Genomic DNA, 14,912 nt, shown 5'->3' on the forward strand with positions numbered 1-14,912 from the left:
TCGCATCTCACCCCTTGCAGTTCAGTTGGTAGTTTCCAGCCCAACCGGCTTTCCAACGACAGTGAAATGCAGGCCGTCCGGGTCCAAAAGTTCGGATGCAACGCGGTTCACGTCTTCCAGTGTGACCGCGTTCACCTTGTCATTGCGGGTGGCGATATAATCGATGGGCAATCCTTCCATCTGCATCCCCACCATGATCCCGGCAATCTGCCCGTTGCCATCAAAGCGCAGCGGATAAGCGCCAGTCAGATAGGTCTTGGCATCGTCCAGTTCCTTCTGCGTCACCCCTTCGGTGGCGGCATGCGCCCATTCGTTGCGAATAACCTCTATCGCCTCGGCAATGCGGTCATTGGCCGATGACACCGACCCCAGGTAAACCGAGGCCAGATCCTTGGGCACAAGATAGGTTCCAACCCCATAGGTCAGGCCACGCTTTTCACGCACCTCTTGCATCAGACGGCTTTCGAACCCGCCACCGCCAAGGATGTGGTTCAGGATATAGGCGGCAAAGAAATCAGGATCGTCCCGATCTATTCCGGCATGGCCAAACAGCGCCACGGATTGCGGGGTGTCAAACTCGACAACACTGATCCCGCCGGAGATGGTCACGTTGGCCTTGCCCGGGATGGGCTTGCCCGTTTCCGGCAGGTCGGCGAGCAATGTGTCAAGCAATGCGCCCAGTTCTTCGGCCGTGATATCGCCGACGGCCCCCACATAAAGTCGATCCTTGGCAAAAACGCTTTCATACGCCGCTACCACATCATCCCGTGTCAGCGCCGAGACGCTTTCGATCGTGCCCTTGCCTTCGGAACCATAAGGGTGATCGCCATAGGCCATCTGGGCAAAGCTGCGGCCTGCAATCTCGTTCGGGTCGGTTTGATCTGATCGCAGCCCGGACAGGATTTGTGCGCGCACACGGTCAACCGCGTCCTGATCAAAGCGTGGTTCGTGAATCGTCTCACGCAGCAGGTCGGCAACCTCATCCCGGTTTTCGGTCAGAAAACGTGCGGAAATCGAAACCGTGTCGTCACCGGCGTTATAGCGGAACGATGCGGCCAGAGCCTCAAGCTCGCGCGCATAGGTCCGCGCGTCCATTTCGCCGGACCCTTCCTCGATCAGCCCGCTCATCAGATAGACGGCGCCGCGCTTGTCCGGGTCGTCCAGCGACGTACCGCCACGAAAGCGCAGCTCGAGCGCGGTGAAAGGGATCGAGTGATCCTCGACCAGCCATGCGGTGATCCCGCCGGGCGAGGTCACTTCTTCAATCTCGATCTCGGCCAAGGCAGGAAGAGCAACCAGACAGGCAATCAGCGTTGCGAGAAACCGTTTCATTGCGTCACCTCATCATCGCGCATCAGCCAGCCGGTGACCGACGCCTCGGGTTGCAGAACATCGCGGGCGGCGGCGATGATTTCGTCGCCGGTCACAGCCTGAAGAATATCAGGCCATGCCTGCACGTCCTGTATTGTCAGGCCGCTGGTCAGGGCGCGCCCATAGCGGTTGCCGATCCCGTCCACATTGTCGCGCGCATAGGTCTGCGCGGCCCGCAACTGCATCTTGATGCGGTTCAGATCGTCCTCGTCGACACCTTCGGCAATGAAATCGGCCACGGCCTGGTCCATGGCATCTTCGGCCTCTTGCAGGGAAACCCCTTCGGCGGGAACGACCAGCAGATCGAATGTTGTGTCATCCAGCGACACGTCACGGTAGAACGCCCCGGTATAAACAGCCATTTTCTGATCAAATTGCAGCTTTTCGTTCAGGTAAGAGGTCGTGCTGCCCCCTAGAAGTTCCGCCAACAGAAACAGGGCTGCCGCCTTTTCCTGATCGCCCGGATCGCGTTCCGGCGCCAGGTAACTGCGCTGGATGTAGGGCTGCGCCACGCGAGGGTCCTTGAAAGTCAGACGACGTTCGGCGGTTTGCGGGGGTTCCTGCGACCGGACCCGTTCCGGCAAATCCGCATTGGCGGGAATCACACCGTAATACTGATCGGCCAGAGTGCGAACCTCGGCGGGATCAACGTCTCCGGTGACAACCAGAATGGCGTTATTGGGCGCGTAGTGGGTCTGGTAGAAAGACAGCGCGTCTTCCAGTTCCAGTTCTTCCATCTCGTGCTTCCAGCCGATGATCGGCACGCCATAACGGTGATTGAGGTATTGTGCCGCGCTCATCTGTTCGCCGAACAGGGCGCGCGGGTTGTTTTCGGTGCGCTGGTTGCGTTCCTCAAGGATCACATCGCGCTCGGTCACGATATCCTCATCGCTCAGGCGTATGTTCCGCATACGGTCCGATTCCATGCGCATCATCAACTCAAGCCGGTCGGCGGCGACGCGCTGGAAATAGGCAGTGTAATCATACGAGGTGAACGCGTTATCGTTGCCGCCATTGGCCGCGACGGTAGCCGAGAACTCACCTGGCGCCAAAGTATCTGTGCCCTTGAACAACAGGTGTTCAAGAAAATGCGCGACACCCGACGATCCGATCGGCTCATCCGCCGATCCGGCGCGGTACCAGACCATGTGCTGCACGACAGGCGCGCGATGGTCTTCGACCACGACGACATTCATGCCGTTGTCCAAAGTGAATGTGGTGACCGCTTCTTTCCCGCCCCCGGCAAAAGCCGGGGTGGTGGCGATCAGGGCAGCCGACAAGGCCAGGGCCCGAACCATGGGGCATCCTCCGTTTCGTTTTATAGTATTCAAACTACGGTGGTGCGGCCCGGGTTCAAGCCCGATGACGGAAAGTTAAGAATTATTCATTCGGGGGCGAGGTCGGGGTTTCGACCCCGGCCCGGCGGGCGGCATCGGTTTCCGAATACGGATCGATCGACTGGCGTTCGTAGACCTGATTATAGCGGTCGACGGGGAACAGGCGCAGACCGGTCCAGCGGCCCCGGCGTTTGCGGAACGCGGCATCCTCGGCTTCGACCACTTGCCGTGCATCGGCTGGCACGCCATAACGGCTGGACGCCGTCACAAGCGCTGCATCCGACGACGGCACACCGGCATTGGGGTTCAGGGCGGCGGCATTACCGCCCAGCGCGATCACCGCATCGGCCTGAGGGGTCGGGTCTGTCAGATTTCCACCACCCGGCGTCGGTGCCGGCAGGAACGCGTAATCCTGAGGCTGGGTCAGCGGCTTGACCGGCAATACCGAAAACTCATCCGGACCCTGTCCCGGAGGCGCCAGATCCCGCAGTCCGGGATTCGAACATGCCGCAACCGCAGCGGCAACTGTCAGAACAAATATGGCGCGCGGCATCCGCATTGGTGTCTCCAGCCTGTTTCAGGCGCTTTTATCGCATATCATTCCGCGCGTCACGAGGGCTTTTTGCCGTCAAACAAAACCAGCCCCAGCGCTCCGGCGAATATGAACACATCCGCCAAGTTGAACACAAACGGGTTGTTGATGCCACAGCAGGACATGTTCAGGAAATCCAGAACAAACCCATAAAGAAGCCGGTCGACCACATTCCCAAGCGCTCCGCCGATCAGCATGCCGCCACAGAACAACATGAATTTCGAACGCGTCGAACGACCAAGCCAGACAAGCACACCGATGCAGATCACCACGGACACACCGATCAAAAACCAGCGCGCAGCCTCAGAGTCGCCCTGAAACAGGCCGAAATTGATGCCCCGATTCTCGCCGTATTTGAACACCAGCAGCGGTGGCAGAACATCGATACCGTCGGGCCGTTCAGCCACGCGCAGGACGTGAACGACCAGATATTTGCTGATCTGGTCGATCGCGAAGGCGGCCAAGGCCGCCCAGAGAAGCAGGCGTGACCGCATCAGTGACGGAAATGACGCATACCGGTGAAGACCATCGCCAGACCAGCCTCATCCGCTGCGGCGATCACTTCATCGTCGCGCATGGACCCTCCCGGCTGAATGACGCAGGTCGCGCCCGCTTCGGCGGCTTCCATCAACCCGTCGGGGAAGGGGAAAAACGCATCCGATGCCACGGCGGAACCGATGGTCAGCGGTTGCGGCAAGCCCAGCGTTTCGGCCATACGTTCGGCTTTCTTGGCCGCGATCAGGGCCGAATCCACTCGGCTCATCTGCCCCGCGCCAACACCTACGGTTGCGCCATCCTTGACGTAGACGATGGCGTTGGATTTGACGTGTTTGGCCACTTTCCACGCGAACAACAGGTCACGCATCTGCGCGTCGGTCGGGGCTTTCTTGGTCACGACCTTGAGGTCGTCCATGCCGATAAACCCGTTATCCTTGTCCTGCACCAACAGCCCGCCGGCCACCTGACGGACGGTTTTGCCACCTTCGGTTACATCCGGCAGCGCCTCGGTTGTCAGCAGGCGCAGGTTTTTCTTGGCGGCAAAAATCGCCTTGGCCTCGTCCGAGGCACCGGGGGCAATTACAACCTCGGTGAAGATGCCGGTAATCTCTTGCGCTGTTTCTGCATCCAGCGGCTGGTTCAGCGCAACAATGCCACCAAAAGCCGAGGTGCGGTCGCAGTCAAATGCCGCCTTGTACGCCTCGAGAAGGGTTGAACCTGTGGCTACACCGCAAGGGTTGGCGTGCTTGATGATGGCGCAAGCCGCGCCTTTCGCCGGATCAAACTCGGCCACCAGCTCAAAGGCCGCGTCCGTGTCGTTGATGTTGTTATAGCTCAGTTCCTTGCCCTGATGCTGTACGGCGGTGGCGACGCCGGGGCGGTTGGTGCCGTCCGTGTAGAACGCTGCCTGCTGGTGGCTGTTTTCACCATACCGCAGGGTCTGCTTCAACTCGCCAGCAAATGCGCGGCGCGTTGGGGCGTCCAGTTGCAGCGCATCGGCCATCCAGTTCGACACGGCGGCGTCATAGGCCGCTGTTCGGGCATAGGCCTTTTGCGCCAGCCACTGGCGGAAGCCATAGGATGTCTTGCCATAGTTTTCTTCCAGCTGATCCAGCAAGGAGGAATAATCCTCGACATCCACCACCACGTTCACAAAGGTATGGTTTTTTGAGGCCGCGCGGATCATCGCCGGGCCGCCGATGTCGATATTCTCGATACATTCGTCATAGCCCGCGCCCTTGGCGACGGTTGCCTCGAAGGGGTAGAGGTTTACGACCAGCAGGTCAATGGCGCCGATGCCATGTTCCTCCATCGCCGCAACATGGGTGTCATTGTCACGCAGCGCCAGCAACCCGCCATGCACCATCGGGTGCAGCGTTTTGACCCGGCCATCCATCATCTCGGGGAAGCCGGTGATTTCGCTGACATCGCGAACCTCAAGCCCTGCATCGCGCAGCGCCTTGGCGGTGCCGCCGGTCGACAACAGTTCGATCCCGCGCTCGGACAGCGCCTTGCCCAGCTCGATCAGCCCGGTCTTGTCGGAAACGGAAAGCAACGCGCGGCGCACGGGGTGAAGGTCAGTCATGGGTCCAAAGGTCCTTTTGGCGTCAGTCAAACTTGGGCTCGTCCCGGTGCGTATCGCGCACGGCATAGGCTGTATCCTGCGCCTTGCTCAGCGTCCACCGGATGCGCGTCGCATACTCCATTGCGCGGCCAGATAGAACGATCTGTTTTGTCGCGCGTGGCTTTAAACGTCCTTTTTCAAGGTAAACACTTGGTTCGACAGATAATTTTCCCACACCATCATGGCGGAAAACCCAGATCTCGCCGCTTTTAAGCGCCATCGACACTGCCGCCCCGCCCAGATCCAGCGCAGCATCAACGTCAGGATGCAGATGAAAACGGATGTCATAGCCAACGCCCTTGAGGCCCGAGGCGTCCATCGCCCTGTCGAACTGACGCTTGGCCTTGTCGGTTGCGGTCAGCAGAATATCCTCGACCGTCAGCTCACGCCCGTCAAAGCGCAATTCGAATGTGCGCGCGTGGGTCAGCCCGAAGACTTTGACATACCCATCATGCCCGGCCATGAAACGGATGCCTTCGAACGCATCTTCAAAATCGACCGGAACGTCCCGCGGCGCGTCGACCAGCGCCTGACTTTCGCGGCCCGGCAACGGGTTGGCCAATCGCGCGCTCGAGAACCCGTCCAGACACAGGGTTGAGTGAGAAGGCGTCGCACGCCCGGCACGGCGCCAATCCAGCCCAAAACTGGCCCCCGATCCACAATTCACGATCAAAGGGCGCCGCCCCGAGGTCAGCTCGAACGCCAGCGTGGATGCGTGCGCGTTGAATGAAGCCGCTCCGGACGGCGGCGCGCTGGCATCCACGATCACTGTGGTGCGCGCTGCGGACAGGCAGGCATAGCCCATTGGCAATTCGGTCGCCGCCTTGTGCTTGACGCCACTTTGCGCAAGCGCCTGTTCCAGCCGCCCTTCGACCCCGCGCCCGCCACCGTGAAACCGCGCCAGCACGCCATCCGCATGGCGCAGACTGCGCAAGGTCGGTGCGATCCGCTTGATCGCATTGGCCTGCGCAACGGGTGTGCCGCGTCCAAGGTCGCTGAGCGCCGCCGACGTCCAGCTGAGCAGCATGAACACTTCAAGCAGCTCTTCCGGGTTGCGTGTTGGAATACCGCCCTGTGCGTCCACCTGCCGGTCACACTCGCCAGCCAAAGCCCGCAGGGCCGGATCGGCCATCTGCTCCAACCCCTCCAGCGCCAATCCGGCTTGCACAAGACCGGCCAGCGCCTCGAAACGCGGCAACCCGGGCGTCGCGGCCTGCCAGCGTTTGGACAGGAACCATGTTTGCTGCGCCAAAGATCGAAAGAACAGTTTGCTTTGCTTTTCATCTGCCCCGCGCAGCAGAAAAAGCGCATGGTTGATCCAGCGCATCACCCGCCGCCCGGTCAGGTCAGGTACCCAGCCGGGGCCCTGCCCGCGGCCATGCGCCTCGATCCAGCCCCAGACCCAGCGCTGCGCTTTTTCTCGTGCGCGCATATCACCGACAGCGGCCAGATCATCCAGCCATGCAAAACCATGGCGTTCCTCGTCAAAGCCAGCGCTGGGGGCAATGACATCCCACAACGCTGTATCGTCTGCCTCGACCAAATAGCCGGCGAACAAGAGATTCCCCGCAACCAGCTGCCGCCCGCGCGCAAACGAACCAACGGTGCGCGGCTGAGGCTGCGCAACAAACCCCGTGGCGGCCTTTTGCCGTTGGCTGAGACGCGCGTAGAAACGGTTCTGCAACCGCATCCACCGACTGGCCATGGTGTCCGAATTTGACATGCGCGTGTTACTCTGCCCCTTGCGCTCTGCTGGCGCTTGAGACCCAACGATAGACCGCGCCGATCGTCAAGTCATCGAAAAGCGTGCACTCAGGCGGATTTGTTCAGGCAGGCGATATAGAACCCGTCCATACCCCCGCGATCGGGCCAGTAGTTGGGCCGTAGACGCAGGCCGCCTTCCTCGGTGATCCAGCTGTCTTCGATGCCGGAGAGCTTCAGTGCCTCGCGATCAACACGCATGTCCGGATACATGCCCAGCGCGTCTTCGATCTGAACCTCGCCCTCATCCGGCAAAAGCGAACAGGTGCAATAGACCAGCCGCCCGCCAGGTTTCAGCAGCGTCCATGCGTGGGCCAGCATCTGCGTCTGCAATTCGATCAATCCGCCAAATTCCGAGCCATCCTTGGCAAAGGGCAAGTCAGGATGCCTGCGGATCGTACCCGTGGCCGAGCAGGGCGCGTCCAGCAAAATCGCGTCGTACCGACCCTGATGGTCCAGCGCGTCACCCACGATGACTTCTGCCGTCAATCCGGTTCGTTCTAGGTTTTCGCGCACGCGTTCCGTGCGCGCCGCGGATACATCCAGCGCCGTCACATCCGAGCCCGCCGCAGCCAGTTGCATGGTTTTACCGCCCGGTGCCGCGCAAAGGTCCAACACCTTTTCACCCGCCTTCGGTGCCAGAACACGTACCGGCAGCGCGGCTGCCGCGTCCTGCACCCACCAATCCCCAGCCTTGTATCCCGGCAAGGCCGAGACCTGACCCGCATCCAGAATACGCACAGACCCGGTAGGCAGCTTTTCGCCCGAAGGGCTTTCCGCCCCCGGCTTCAGTGTAAGGTCCAGTGGTGCGCCCGCGAAATGCGCCTGTTCCATTCCGGCCACCGCTTCGGCACCCCACGCCGCGATCAGCGGGTCTCGCAACCACTCCGGCAGACGCGGGACACGCATTTTCGGCCATGCTTCGGGACCCTCGGACGCGACCTTGCGCAAAACGGCATTCACCAAGCCTTTCAGACGCCCGTGCTTGCGCGAGCGGCTGATGATTTCAACCATGGAGTTCACCACCCCATGCGCAGCTTCCCCGTTGCACAGTTCGACCGCGCCCAGCCGCAGCGCGTTGTGTACGGTCAGGGCGGGTGTTCGGTTCAGGTGGTTGTCCAGCAGACGGTCGGCGCGCTCCAGCCCGCGCAGGGTTTCCGACGCCAACCGCTGCGCGCGCGCGCGATCCTCTGGCCCCAACCGATCCAAAGCGCCCGCGGCCAGGCATTCAGACAACAGGCGGCCTTCGCCCAGAACCTGATCCAACAGATAGATTGCGCTGCGCCGTGCTGCTGTCGCGCTGTTTGTCATGATACCGCCTTCATGTGACCTGTGCCCGCATTGCCATTGGCGGACGCGGGCGTATATCAAGGCTATGCACGGAAAGGAACCCGATGTCATGAGTGACGACCGCAAAGACCTGCCCCCCGCCGCCCAACGCGCACTGGCCGAAGCGGAAGAACGCCGCCAAAAAGCCCGGGCCGAGGCCAGGGAAATGCCCAAGGAACTGGGCGGGCGCGATGGGCTGGACCCCGCCCGTTACGGTGATTGGGAAAAGAAAGGCATCGCCATCGATTTCTAGGCCCTCAGCCGCGCAGCGCCTTCAGAAAATCATCGATCAGGGCGCGCTGTTTTCTGGACTGCGCCCGATCTTCGGGCCATGTCAGCCAATACCCGTCCTTGGTCTGCAGCTCTGGCAGCTCTAACCTGCGCAACCGGCCATCCTTTAGATCACCGGACGCCAGCGGAACCGAGCCCAGCACAATCCCCATTCCGCGCCTTGCCGCCGAAACAGCATGTTCCATCGAATCGAAACTGACATGTGATGGCGCGACGTCCCCGTGCCCGTATTTCCGGTTCCACTCGCGCCAGCCCGGACGCTCGCCGCGCAGATCGATCAGGGGGGCACCCCATTCAACGCCCGGCGCGGCCATCGGCACCAGCACCTCATGCGCGATCAATGCCGCGTCGCGCCCGGCCCACACGCCGCGACCATAGCGGATTTGCAGCCAGGTGCGTTCCTCATCCAGCGACGACCGGCGCGCAACCGAGTCGGTCATCACCCGAACCTCGGGGCGCAGATTTCGGAACACAGGCAGGGCCGGCAAAACAAGGGCGTGAATGTTTGATGACAACCCGGCGACCCTGAGTTCGCGTGGCGATTTTCCAAACAGATCCTCAGTGTTGCGTTCCAACGCCAGCAGGCTGTCCTGCACCAGCGGCAGATAGCTTTCGCCTTCGACCGTCAGCGACACGCCGCGCGCCTCGCGCACAAACAGGGACCGGCCCAGCCACGCCTCAAGATTGCCGATCCTTTGGCTGACGGCGGCCTGCGTCAACCCGAACTCTTTCGCAGCCGCCGAGAACCCGCCAAGCCGCCCAGCGGCTTCGAACACGCGCAACCAATCCAGCGGCGGTAATCCGGTCTTATTCTTAGCCATTAGTTTTTCCAAGCCTCAGCCGAAATAAGGATTAATTGTCGTAATGCCACGAACGGCGTATCTGCTCAACCAAAGCTCGCGCCGAACAGGAGACCCCCAATGCTGCGCACCGCCACCCACGACACCTCGATTGTTACAGTCGCGTTTGACACCGGGGCCAAGGCCCGTTTCCACGCCATCTGGCTGCGCGACAACGCGCTGGACGCTGATACCCGAGCGCCGGGCAACGGTCAGCGCCTGATCACCATCGGCGATATTCCTGCCGACATCTCGGTCAGTTCAGCCGAGGTGGTCGCGGGCGACCTGCAAGTCACGTTCCAGCCTGAGGGCAAAACCGTCACCTTCCCGGCGGACTGGTTGGCCGAAAACAGCTACGACCGCGATCATGACATTGCGCTGGGTCGCATCGCCCCCGGCATCACGACCTGGGAAAGTGGCATCGCCGCGCCCAGCGGCGATTGGAACGAGGTCCATGCCAGCCCGGCGGCCAAGCGCAATTGGCTGGCCGCTGTGGCCGAGTTCGGCTTTGCCAAGCTGACCGGCGGCCCGACCGAGCCTGAATCATTGCTGAAGGTCGCTGACCTGTTCGGCTATGTCCGCGAAACCAATTATGGCCCCTATTTCGAGGTGCGGACCGAGGTGAACCCGACCAACCTTGCCTATACCGGGCTTGGCCTTCAGGCGCATACCGACAACCCCTATCGCGACCCGGTGCCGACCTTGCAAATCCTCTATTGTCTGGAAAACTCGGCTGAAGGTGGAGAGTCCATCGTTGTTGACGGCTTCCGCGCCATCGAAAAACTGCGTGACGCAAACCCCGAAGGCTTTGCCCTGCTGGCTGGATATCCGGCGCGGTTCGAGTACAAGGGCTCGGACGGGGTCTGCCTGCGGTCGCGCCGCCCGATGATCGAGTTGTCGCCGGATGGCGAGTTGATCGGCATCCGCTTCAACAACCGCTCTTCCGCCCCCTTTGTGGATGTGCCGTTTGACAAGATGGAGGCTTATTACGCCGCCTATCGCCAACTGGGAGATATCATCGACGATCCGGCGATGGGCGTGTCGTTCAAACTGGAACCGGGGGAAAGCTTTATCGTCGACAACACCCGCGTCCTGCACGCGCGGCTTGGCTATTCCGGGGCCGGATCGCGCTGGTTGCAGGGATGTTACGCCGACAAGGACGGGTTGCTGTCCACACTGGCGGCGATGGAGATGGCGCAACCGGAGGCGGCGGAATGAAACCTGATTTCTCGACCCTGAACCGGGACAATATCGTCGCCTTCATCGGCGACATCTTTGCGCGCCGCGGCGGTGAAGAATATCTGGGCGAGCCTGTCACCATGGCCCAGCACATGCTGCAAGGTGCAACCATTGCCGAGCAGAACGGGTTGCCCGAGGAAATTATCGTGGGCGCCTTGCTGCACGACATCGGCCATTTCACATCCGAGTTCGGCACCTACCACCCCGACGACACCGAAGACCGTCATCATGAGGACGCGGGCGCCGAGGTGCTGGAGCAGTTCTTCCCCTCGGTCATCACCGATTGCTGCCGCTATCACGTGGCAGCCAAGCGGTATCTTTGTGCCACCAAACCCGAGTATTTCAATCGCCTGTCCGCGGCGTCGGTTCACACGTTGGAACTGCAAGGTGGTCCGATGAGCGCCGAAGAAGTTGCCGCGTTCGAAGCCAACCCGAACCTGAAAGAGATCATTCAGGTCCGCTATCTGGATGAGGCCGGCAAACGCGCGGATATGGAAACCCCGGACTTTGCACATTTTGCGCCGATGGTGCAGCGTATGGTCGACAAGCACATGGAGGCCGCATGAACGCCCCGGAATACATCTTTGAAGCCAGCACCAAACCCTCGCTGCCCTGGCACGAGGTTCCCCTGATCCGCGCGACGGACGCCTCGGTCAAAGGCTATGGGTGTCTGGTCGATGATCCCGAAGGGTTCGAGATCGAGATCACCCGCTGGCCACAACAGGGGTGGCGGCCGATCGATGAAGGCACCGGCGACGAAGGCGGCTGGGTCGAAGGCACCTTTCGCGGTGAGTGGAAGGGCGACGTGCTTTATGGCGAGAACGAAGCGGTCAATGGCCACTATGTCCTCGGCTGGTCCACCGATCCGCAGCAGGCACAGACAAGCCGCCAAACAGCGCCCCGCGATCAGGTGCTGCTGTGGCACATGAACTACCACCCGGATGGCGGGCAGATGTTCTGGCCGCTCGACAACAAGCCCTTCATCATTCCTGCCGCGTTGCCCGGCGACAACCTGACACCAGAAAAGGTGGTGGCGTTCTGGTGCGACGGTTCGCGCGGGCTGTATATCCATCCCGGTATCTGGCACGAGGGGATATTCCCGGTTGAAGACAACCAGCGGTTCCTCGATCGGCAGGGTGCGGTGCACGCCCGCGTCAGCGCTGATATCGGTCAGGAATTTGGCGTCTACCTCGCCTGCCCGCTGCGCGCCGACAAGATCAGGGATTTGTGATCAGAGCCCCCCGATGAGCAGATCGGCAACGCGCGATCCAAATCTGCGTAGCCAGCAGGTATGGTACGAAGAACGCGAAGTTCTGAACCTGATCGAAAGGGCCCGAGAAATCAGGCTCTGACCCCAACCCGCCGGTCAACAGATACCAAACCGTATAATGCACACGGTAGAGCCACGACCCCAGCGCCAGCCAGAACAGACGCAGACCCCATGCCCAATGGCCAGCACGATCCGCGAATATAGCCATGCGCGCCACCATCAGAGCTGCAGTGAACAGGCAGAGCCCATACAAGAAAAACGCTGCAGACATCATCGGTCCACCGATCGTTCCCCGCAGGGGGATATAGGTCATTCCTGCCAGTCCGGTGATCAAAGCCGACGCAATCAGAGCCACACCCAAGCCGCGGTGAAACCGATTGTATTTCAGCCGAAGCCCTTTCAGCAGCTGCAGCGGCACAAGAGCCACCAACACCGTTCCGGCAAGGATATGCAACATCATCGCCGCATTAGCGACACTCTGGTCATAGGCAAACAAGTAGCTTTTCTGTGCCGCGCTCTCAGACAGCCCGACGCCGATCATGTCAAACCCCTGCGCGACGAAGGGCAGCAGGGTCAGATAGAACAGGACCAGCACCAATCCGGTCATCACACGTGATGTCAGGTTCCCCATACGCCCGAGTGTAACGCCGTCGAGCGGCCCGTCTATGGCTTACAGCCCAAGCACATCCACCATGTCATATTGACCGGGGGATTTGCCCTGCCCCCACAGCGCCGCTTTCAACGCGCCGCGGGCAAAGATGGCGCGGTCGGTGGCCAGATGGCGCAGGACGATGCGTTCTCCAGGGGCGGCGAACAGGACATCATGTTCCCCCACGATGTCGCCGCCGCGAATAGCGTGAAAACCGATATCTCCACGCTTGCGCGCACCGGTGATGCCGTCCCGACCCCGGTCGGACACGTCCGACAACTCAACGCCACGCCCTTCGGCTGCGGCCTCTCCCAGCATCAAGGCGGTGCCCGAAGGTGCATCTACCTTGTGATGGTGGTGACCTTCGATGATCTCGATATCGAAATCCTCATCCAGCGCAGCTGCGACCTTTTTGGTCAATTGCACCAGAAGGTTGACGCCAAGGCTCATGTTTCCGGCTCGTACGATCACCGCATGGCGCGACGCGGGTTCCAGTGCTGCGATCTGTTCGTCGGACATGCCGGTGGTGCCGATCACATGCACACAGCGCGCCTGCGCGGCCAGCGCGGCGAAGTCCAGTGTCGCCTCGGGCGCGGTGAAGTCGATCACTGCCTGCGCCTGCGCAAAGGCCTCCAGCGGGTCGTCGGTGACGGTAACGCCCAGCGCCTGCCCGCCCATGACCGTGCCCACATCCTGACCGATCCAGTCATGGCCCTTGCGTTCGACCACGCCGACCAGACGCGCCTGATCGCTGTCCGACACGGTCTTGATCAGCATCTGCCCCATACGGCCCGAAGCCCCTGTGATGACGATCCCCGGAATATGGGTCATTGCGCTGGTCCTTTTCGTTAAGTCGGCTCAAAGCCTCCTACCCGGTTCGCGCCCGCTTGGCAAAGCCCCGCTTTGCGCTTAGATCGGGGATTATGGCAAAGAACAAATTCCATGATGGCCCCGGCCCGTCCCAACGGCAGCTGCGTGTCGGCGAACTGATCCGCCGCACCCTGTCCGAAGTTCTGGCGCGCGGAGATGTCCACGACCCCGACCTGAATCGCATGTCGATCACCGTGGGTGAGGTGCGTACCTCGCCCGATCTGAAGATCGCCACCGCCTATGTGCTGCCCCTTGGCGGCAGAGGGCAGGAGGACGTGATCGAACTTCTGGCCCGCAACAAGGGTGAGCTGCGGCGCATGGTCGGCAAGAAAGTCGGCCTGAAATTCGCGCCCGATCTGCGCTTTCGGCTGGATGACACGTTCGACCGTCTGGACGACACCCGCCGCATGTTCGAACAGGACGCGGTGCGCCGCGATCTGGACGAGTGATCCGCACGTTTGTCACATTGGCGACGCTTCTTTGGGCCGCGCAGGCAGGCGCGGTCACTTGTGAAAAGCTGACCCATGAGGACAAACGTTATACGGTTTGCAACGTCGATGCCGCCAATGAAGATCTGCGGCTGTTTCTGAACGGTGAAGACGGTCAGGTATTGGGGCATTTTTCGGCGGTCAACGAAGTGCTGGCCCCGGAAGGCGAACGGCTGACCTTTGCGATGAACGCGGGCATGTACCACGACGACCGTTCACCCGTTGGCCATTATGTCGAGGACGGCCAGGAGCAGATGCGTGTGATCACCAACCCCGGCCCCGGCAACTTCGGTTTGCTGCCCAATGGCGTGTTCTGCATCCGCGAAGGCCGGGCAGATGTGTTTGAAACGCTTGAATACGTGGATCAGGCGCCCACCTGCCGCTTTGCCACCCAATCCGGTCCCATGCTGGTGATCGACGGAGAACTGCACCCGCGCTTCCTGCCTGATTCGACCTCGCTTTATGTTCGAAATGGGGTCGGCACCAGTTCCGATGGTACACGGGCGGTGTTTGCGATCTCGGAAGATTATGTCACCTTCCACGAGTTCGGACGTTTGTTCCGCGATGTGCTTGGCACGCCAAACGCGCTGTTTTTCGACGGCAACATCTCGCGAATGTATGAGCGGGCCAGCAACCGCTCGGATCTGGGATTCTCGCTGGGGCCGATTGTCGGCGTCGTCGAAGAAACGCCCGCAAATTGACAGCGGCAGAGTGATCCGTTAACTCGCGCGCCTTAGCAAGATTCAAGGTGCAT

Annotated in this window: 16 protein-coding genes; 6 read left to right on the top strand and 10 right to left on the bottom strand. The window is 61.1% G+C overall.

The features are described 5' to 3' along the window. Positions 1–21 precede the first annotated feature (21 nt). The 7 genes from ACR0M9_RS17865 to ACR0M9_RS17895 all read right to left on the bottom strand — a co-directional run bounded on the left by ACR0M9_RS17865 (position 22) and on the right by ACR0M9_RS17895 (position 8,494). On the bottom strand, positions 22–1,332 hold the full coding sequence (locus tag ACR0M9_RS17865) for a M16 family metallopeptidase (RefSeq protein ID WP_480774265.1): 1,311 nt from the start codon (positions 1,330–1,332) through the stop codon (positions 22–24). Then, positions 1,329–2,669, bottom strand: coding sequence for a M16 family metallopeptidase (locus ACR0M9_RS17870; protein WP_480487775.1), 1,341 nt, complete (start codon positions 2,667–2,669; stop codon positions 1,329–1,331). Before ACR0M9_RS17870 ends, ACR0M9_RS17865 begins: the two co-directional genes overlap by 4 nt. Before the next feature lie 82 nt (positions 2,670–2,751). After that, positions 2,752–3,267, bottom strand: a complete 516-nt coding sequence (locus ACR0M9_RS17875; protein ID WP_480482853.1) for a DUF3035 domain-containing protein — start codon at positions 3,265–3,267, stop codon at positions 2,752–2,754. A 50-nt stretch (positions 3,268–3,317) separates the two neighbouring features. Then, the gene (lspA, locus tag ACR0M9_RS17880; protein ID WP_480487777.1) at positions 3,318–3,794 is read right to left on the bottom strand and encodes a signal peptidase II; all 477 of its coding nucleotides are present in this window, start codon (positions 3,792–3,794) and stop codon (positions 3,318–3,320) included. Then, positions 3,794–5,383, bottom strand: coding sequence for a bifunctional phosphoribosylaminoimidazolecarboxamide formyltransferase/IMP cyclohydrolase (purH, locus tag ACR0M9_RS17885; RefSeq protein ID WP_480774266.1), 1,590 nt, complete (start codon positions 5,381–5,383; stop codon positions 3,794–3,796). Before purH ends, lspA begins: the two co-directional genes overlap by 1 nt. A 22-nt stretch (positions 5,384–5,405) precedes the next feature. After that, positions 5,406–7,145, bottom strand: coding sequence for a heparinase II/III family protein (locus ACR0M9_RS17890; RefSeq protein ID WP_480774267.1), 1,740 nt, complete (start codon positions 7,143–7,145; stop codon positions 5,406–5,408). Positions 7,146–7,234: 89 nt separating this feature from the next. Further along, positions 7,235–8,494: an RsmB/NOP family class I SAM-dependent RNA methyltransferase gene (locus ACR0M9_RS17895; RefSeq protein ID WP_480547397.1), complete on the bottom strand. Its 1,260-nt coding sequence runs from the start codon at positions 8,492–8,494 to the stop codon at positions 7,235–7,237. Between the two features lie 88 nt (positions 8,495–8,582). Here ACR0M9_RS17895 and ACR0M9_RS17900 point away from each other — a divergent pair, with 88 nt between their 5' ends. Further along, entirely contained in the window at positions 8,583–8,765 is a 183-nt protein-coding gene (locus ACR0M9_RS17900) for a DUF1674 domain-containing protein (RefSeq protein WP_480474237.1), read from the top strand. 4 nt (positions 8,766–8,769) lie between these two features. Here the strand turns inward: ACR0M9_RS17900 and ACR0M9_RS17905 are convergent, their stop codons facing one another. Further along, positions 8,770–9,624: a LysR family transcriptional regulator gene (locus ACR0M9_RS17905; RefSeq protein ID WP_480482843.1), complete on the bottom strand. Its 855-nt coding sequence runs from the start codon at positions 9,622–9,624 to the stop codon at positions 8,770–8,772. A 99-nt stretch (positions 9,625–9,723) separates the two neighbouring features. On the opposite strand from ACR0M9_RS17905, the gene tmpA reads away from it, so the two are divergent. The 3 genes from tmpA to ACR0M9_RS17920 are packed head-to-tail and all read left to right on the top strand — an operon-like array spanning position 9,724 to position 12,112. After that, the gene (gene tmpA / locus ACR0M9_RS17910; RefSeq protein ID WP_480774268.1) at positions 9,724–10,860 is read left to right on the top strand and encodes a 2-trimethylaminoethylphosphonate dioxygenase; all 1,137 of its coding nucleotides are present in this window, start codon (positions 9,724–9,726) and stop codon (positions 10,858–10,860) included. Continuing rightward, positions 10,857–11,447: a (R)-1-hydroxy-2-trimethylaminoethylphosphonate oxygenase gene (gene tmpB / locus ACR0M9_RS17915; protein WP_480560513.1), complete on the top strand. Its 591-nt coding sequence runs from the start codon at positions 10,857–10,859 to the stop codon at positions 11,445–11,447. The genes tmpA and tmpB overlap by 4 nt, the downstream gene beginning before the upstream one ends. After that, a complete protein-coding gene (locus ACR0M9_RS17920) occupies positions 11,444–12,112 on the top strand; it encodes an ureidoglycolate lyase (protein WP_267363508.1) in 669 nt (222 codons plus the stop codon). The genes tmpB and ACR0M9_RS17920 overlap by 4 nt, the downstream gene beginning before the upstream one ends. Here the strand turns inward: ACR0M9_RS17920 and ACR0M9_RS17925 are convergent. Further along, complete coding sequence (locus ACR0M9_RS17925; protein WP_480482835.1) at positions 12,099–12,782, bottom strand: DUF2306 domain-containing protein; 684 nt, start codon at positions 12,780–12,782, stop codon at positions 12,099–12,101. The two genes, ACR0M9_RS17920 and ACR0M9_RS17925, sit on opposite strands and share 14 nt — an antisense overlap. A 39-nt stretch (positions 12,783–12,821) precedes the next feature. After that, positions 12,822–13,631 carry a 4-hydroxy-tetrahydrodipicolinate reductase gene (gene dapB / locus ACR0M9_RS17930; protein ID WP_480482833.1) on the bottom strand — a complete coding sequence of 270 codons (810 nt, stop codon included), beginning with the start codon at positions 13,629–13,631 and terminating at the stop codon, positions 12,822–12,824. Between the two features lie 92 nt (positions 13,632–13,723). On the opposite strand from dapB, the gene rbfA reads away from it, so the two are divergent. Together rbfA and ACR0M9_RS17940 are read left to right on the top strand one after the other, a co-directional pair. Beyond that, a complete protein-coding gene (gene rbfA, locus ACR0M9_RS17935; protein WP_209505090.1) occupies positions 13,724–14,119 on the top strand; it encodes a 30S ribosome-binding factor RbfA in 396 nt (131 codons plus the stop codon). Next, complete coding sequence (locus ACR0M9_RS17940) at positions 14,116–14,859, top strand: phosphodiester glycosidase family protein (RefSeq protein ID WP_480482831.1); 744 nt, start codon at positions 14,116–14,118, stop codon at positions 14,857–14,859. Before rbfA ends, ACR0M9_RS17940 begins: the two co-directional genes overlap by 4 nt. Positions 14,860–14,912 lie beyond the last annotated feature (53 nt).

The organism is Ruegeria sp. CH2 (genome assembly GCF_056537065.1).

Excerpts from the sequence above, each read along its gene's own strand:
- ACR0M9_RS17865 (WP_480774265.1), bottom strand. The coding sequence starts at position 1,332 with ATGAAACGGTTTCTCGCAACGCTGATTGCCTGTCTGGTTGCTCTTCCT.
- ACR0M9_RS17870 (WP_480487775.1), bottom strand. The coding sequence starts at position 2,669 with ATGGTTCGGGCCCTGGCCTTGTCGGCTGCCCTGATCGCCACCACCCCG.
- ACR0M9_RS17875 (WP_480482853.1), bottom strand. The coding sequence starts at position 3,267 with ATGCGGATGCCGCGCGCCATATTTGTTCTGACAGTTGCCGCTGCGGTT.
- lspA (WP_480487777.1), bottom strand. The coding sequence starts at position 3,794 with ATGCGGTCACGCCTGCTTCTCTGGGCGGCCTTGGCCGCCTTCGCGATC.
- purH (WP_480774266.1), bottom strand. The coding sequence starts at position 5,383 with ATGACTGACCTTCACCCCGTGCGCCGCGCGTTGCTTTCCGTTTCCGAC.
- ACR0M9_RS17890 (WP_480774267.1), bottom strand. The coding sequence starts at position 7,145 with ATGTCAAATTCGGACACCATGGCCAGTCGGTGGATGCGGTTGCAGAAC.
- ACR0M9_RS17895 (WP_480547397.1), bottom strand. The coding sequence starts at position 8,494 with ATGACAAACAGCGCGACAGCAGCACGGCGCAGCGCAATCTATCTGTTG.
- ACR0M9_RS17900 (WP_480474237.1), top strand. The coding sequence starts at position 8,583 with ATGAGTGACGACCGCAAAGACCTGCCCCCCGCCGCCCAACGCGCACTG.
- ACR0M9_RS17905 (WP_480482843.1), bottom strand. The coding sequence starts at position 9,624 with ATGGCTAAGAATAAGACCGGATTACCGCCGCTGGATTGGTTGCGCGTG.
- tmpA (WP_480774268.1), top strand. The coding sequence starts at position 9,724 with ATGCTGCGCACCGCCACCCACGACACCTCGATTGTTACAGTCGCGTTT.
- tmpB (WP_480560513.1), top strand. The coding sequence starts at position 10,857 with ATGAAACCTGATTTCTCGACCCTGAACCGGGACAATATCGTCGCCTTC.
- ACR0M9_RS17920 (WP_267363508.1), top strand. The coding sequence starts at position 11,444 with ATGAACGCCCCGGAATACATCTTTGAAGCCAGCACCAAACCCTCGCTG.
- ACR0M9_RS17925 (WP_480482835.1), bottom strand. The coding sequence starts at position 12,782 with ATGGGGAACCTGACATCACGTGTGATGACCGGATTGGTGCTGGTCCTG.
- dapB (WP_480482833.1), bottom strand. The coding sequence starts at position 13,631 with ATGACCCATATTCCGGGGATCGTCATCACAGGGGCTTCGGGCCGTATG.
- rbfA (WP_209505090.1), top strand. The coding sequence starts at position 13,724 with ATGGCAAAGAACAAATTCCATGATGGCCCCGGCCCGTCCCAACGGCAG.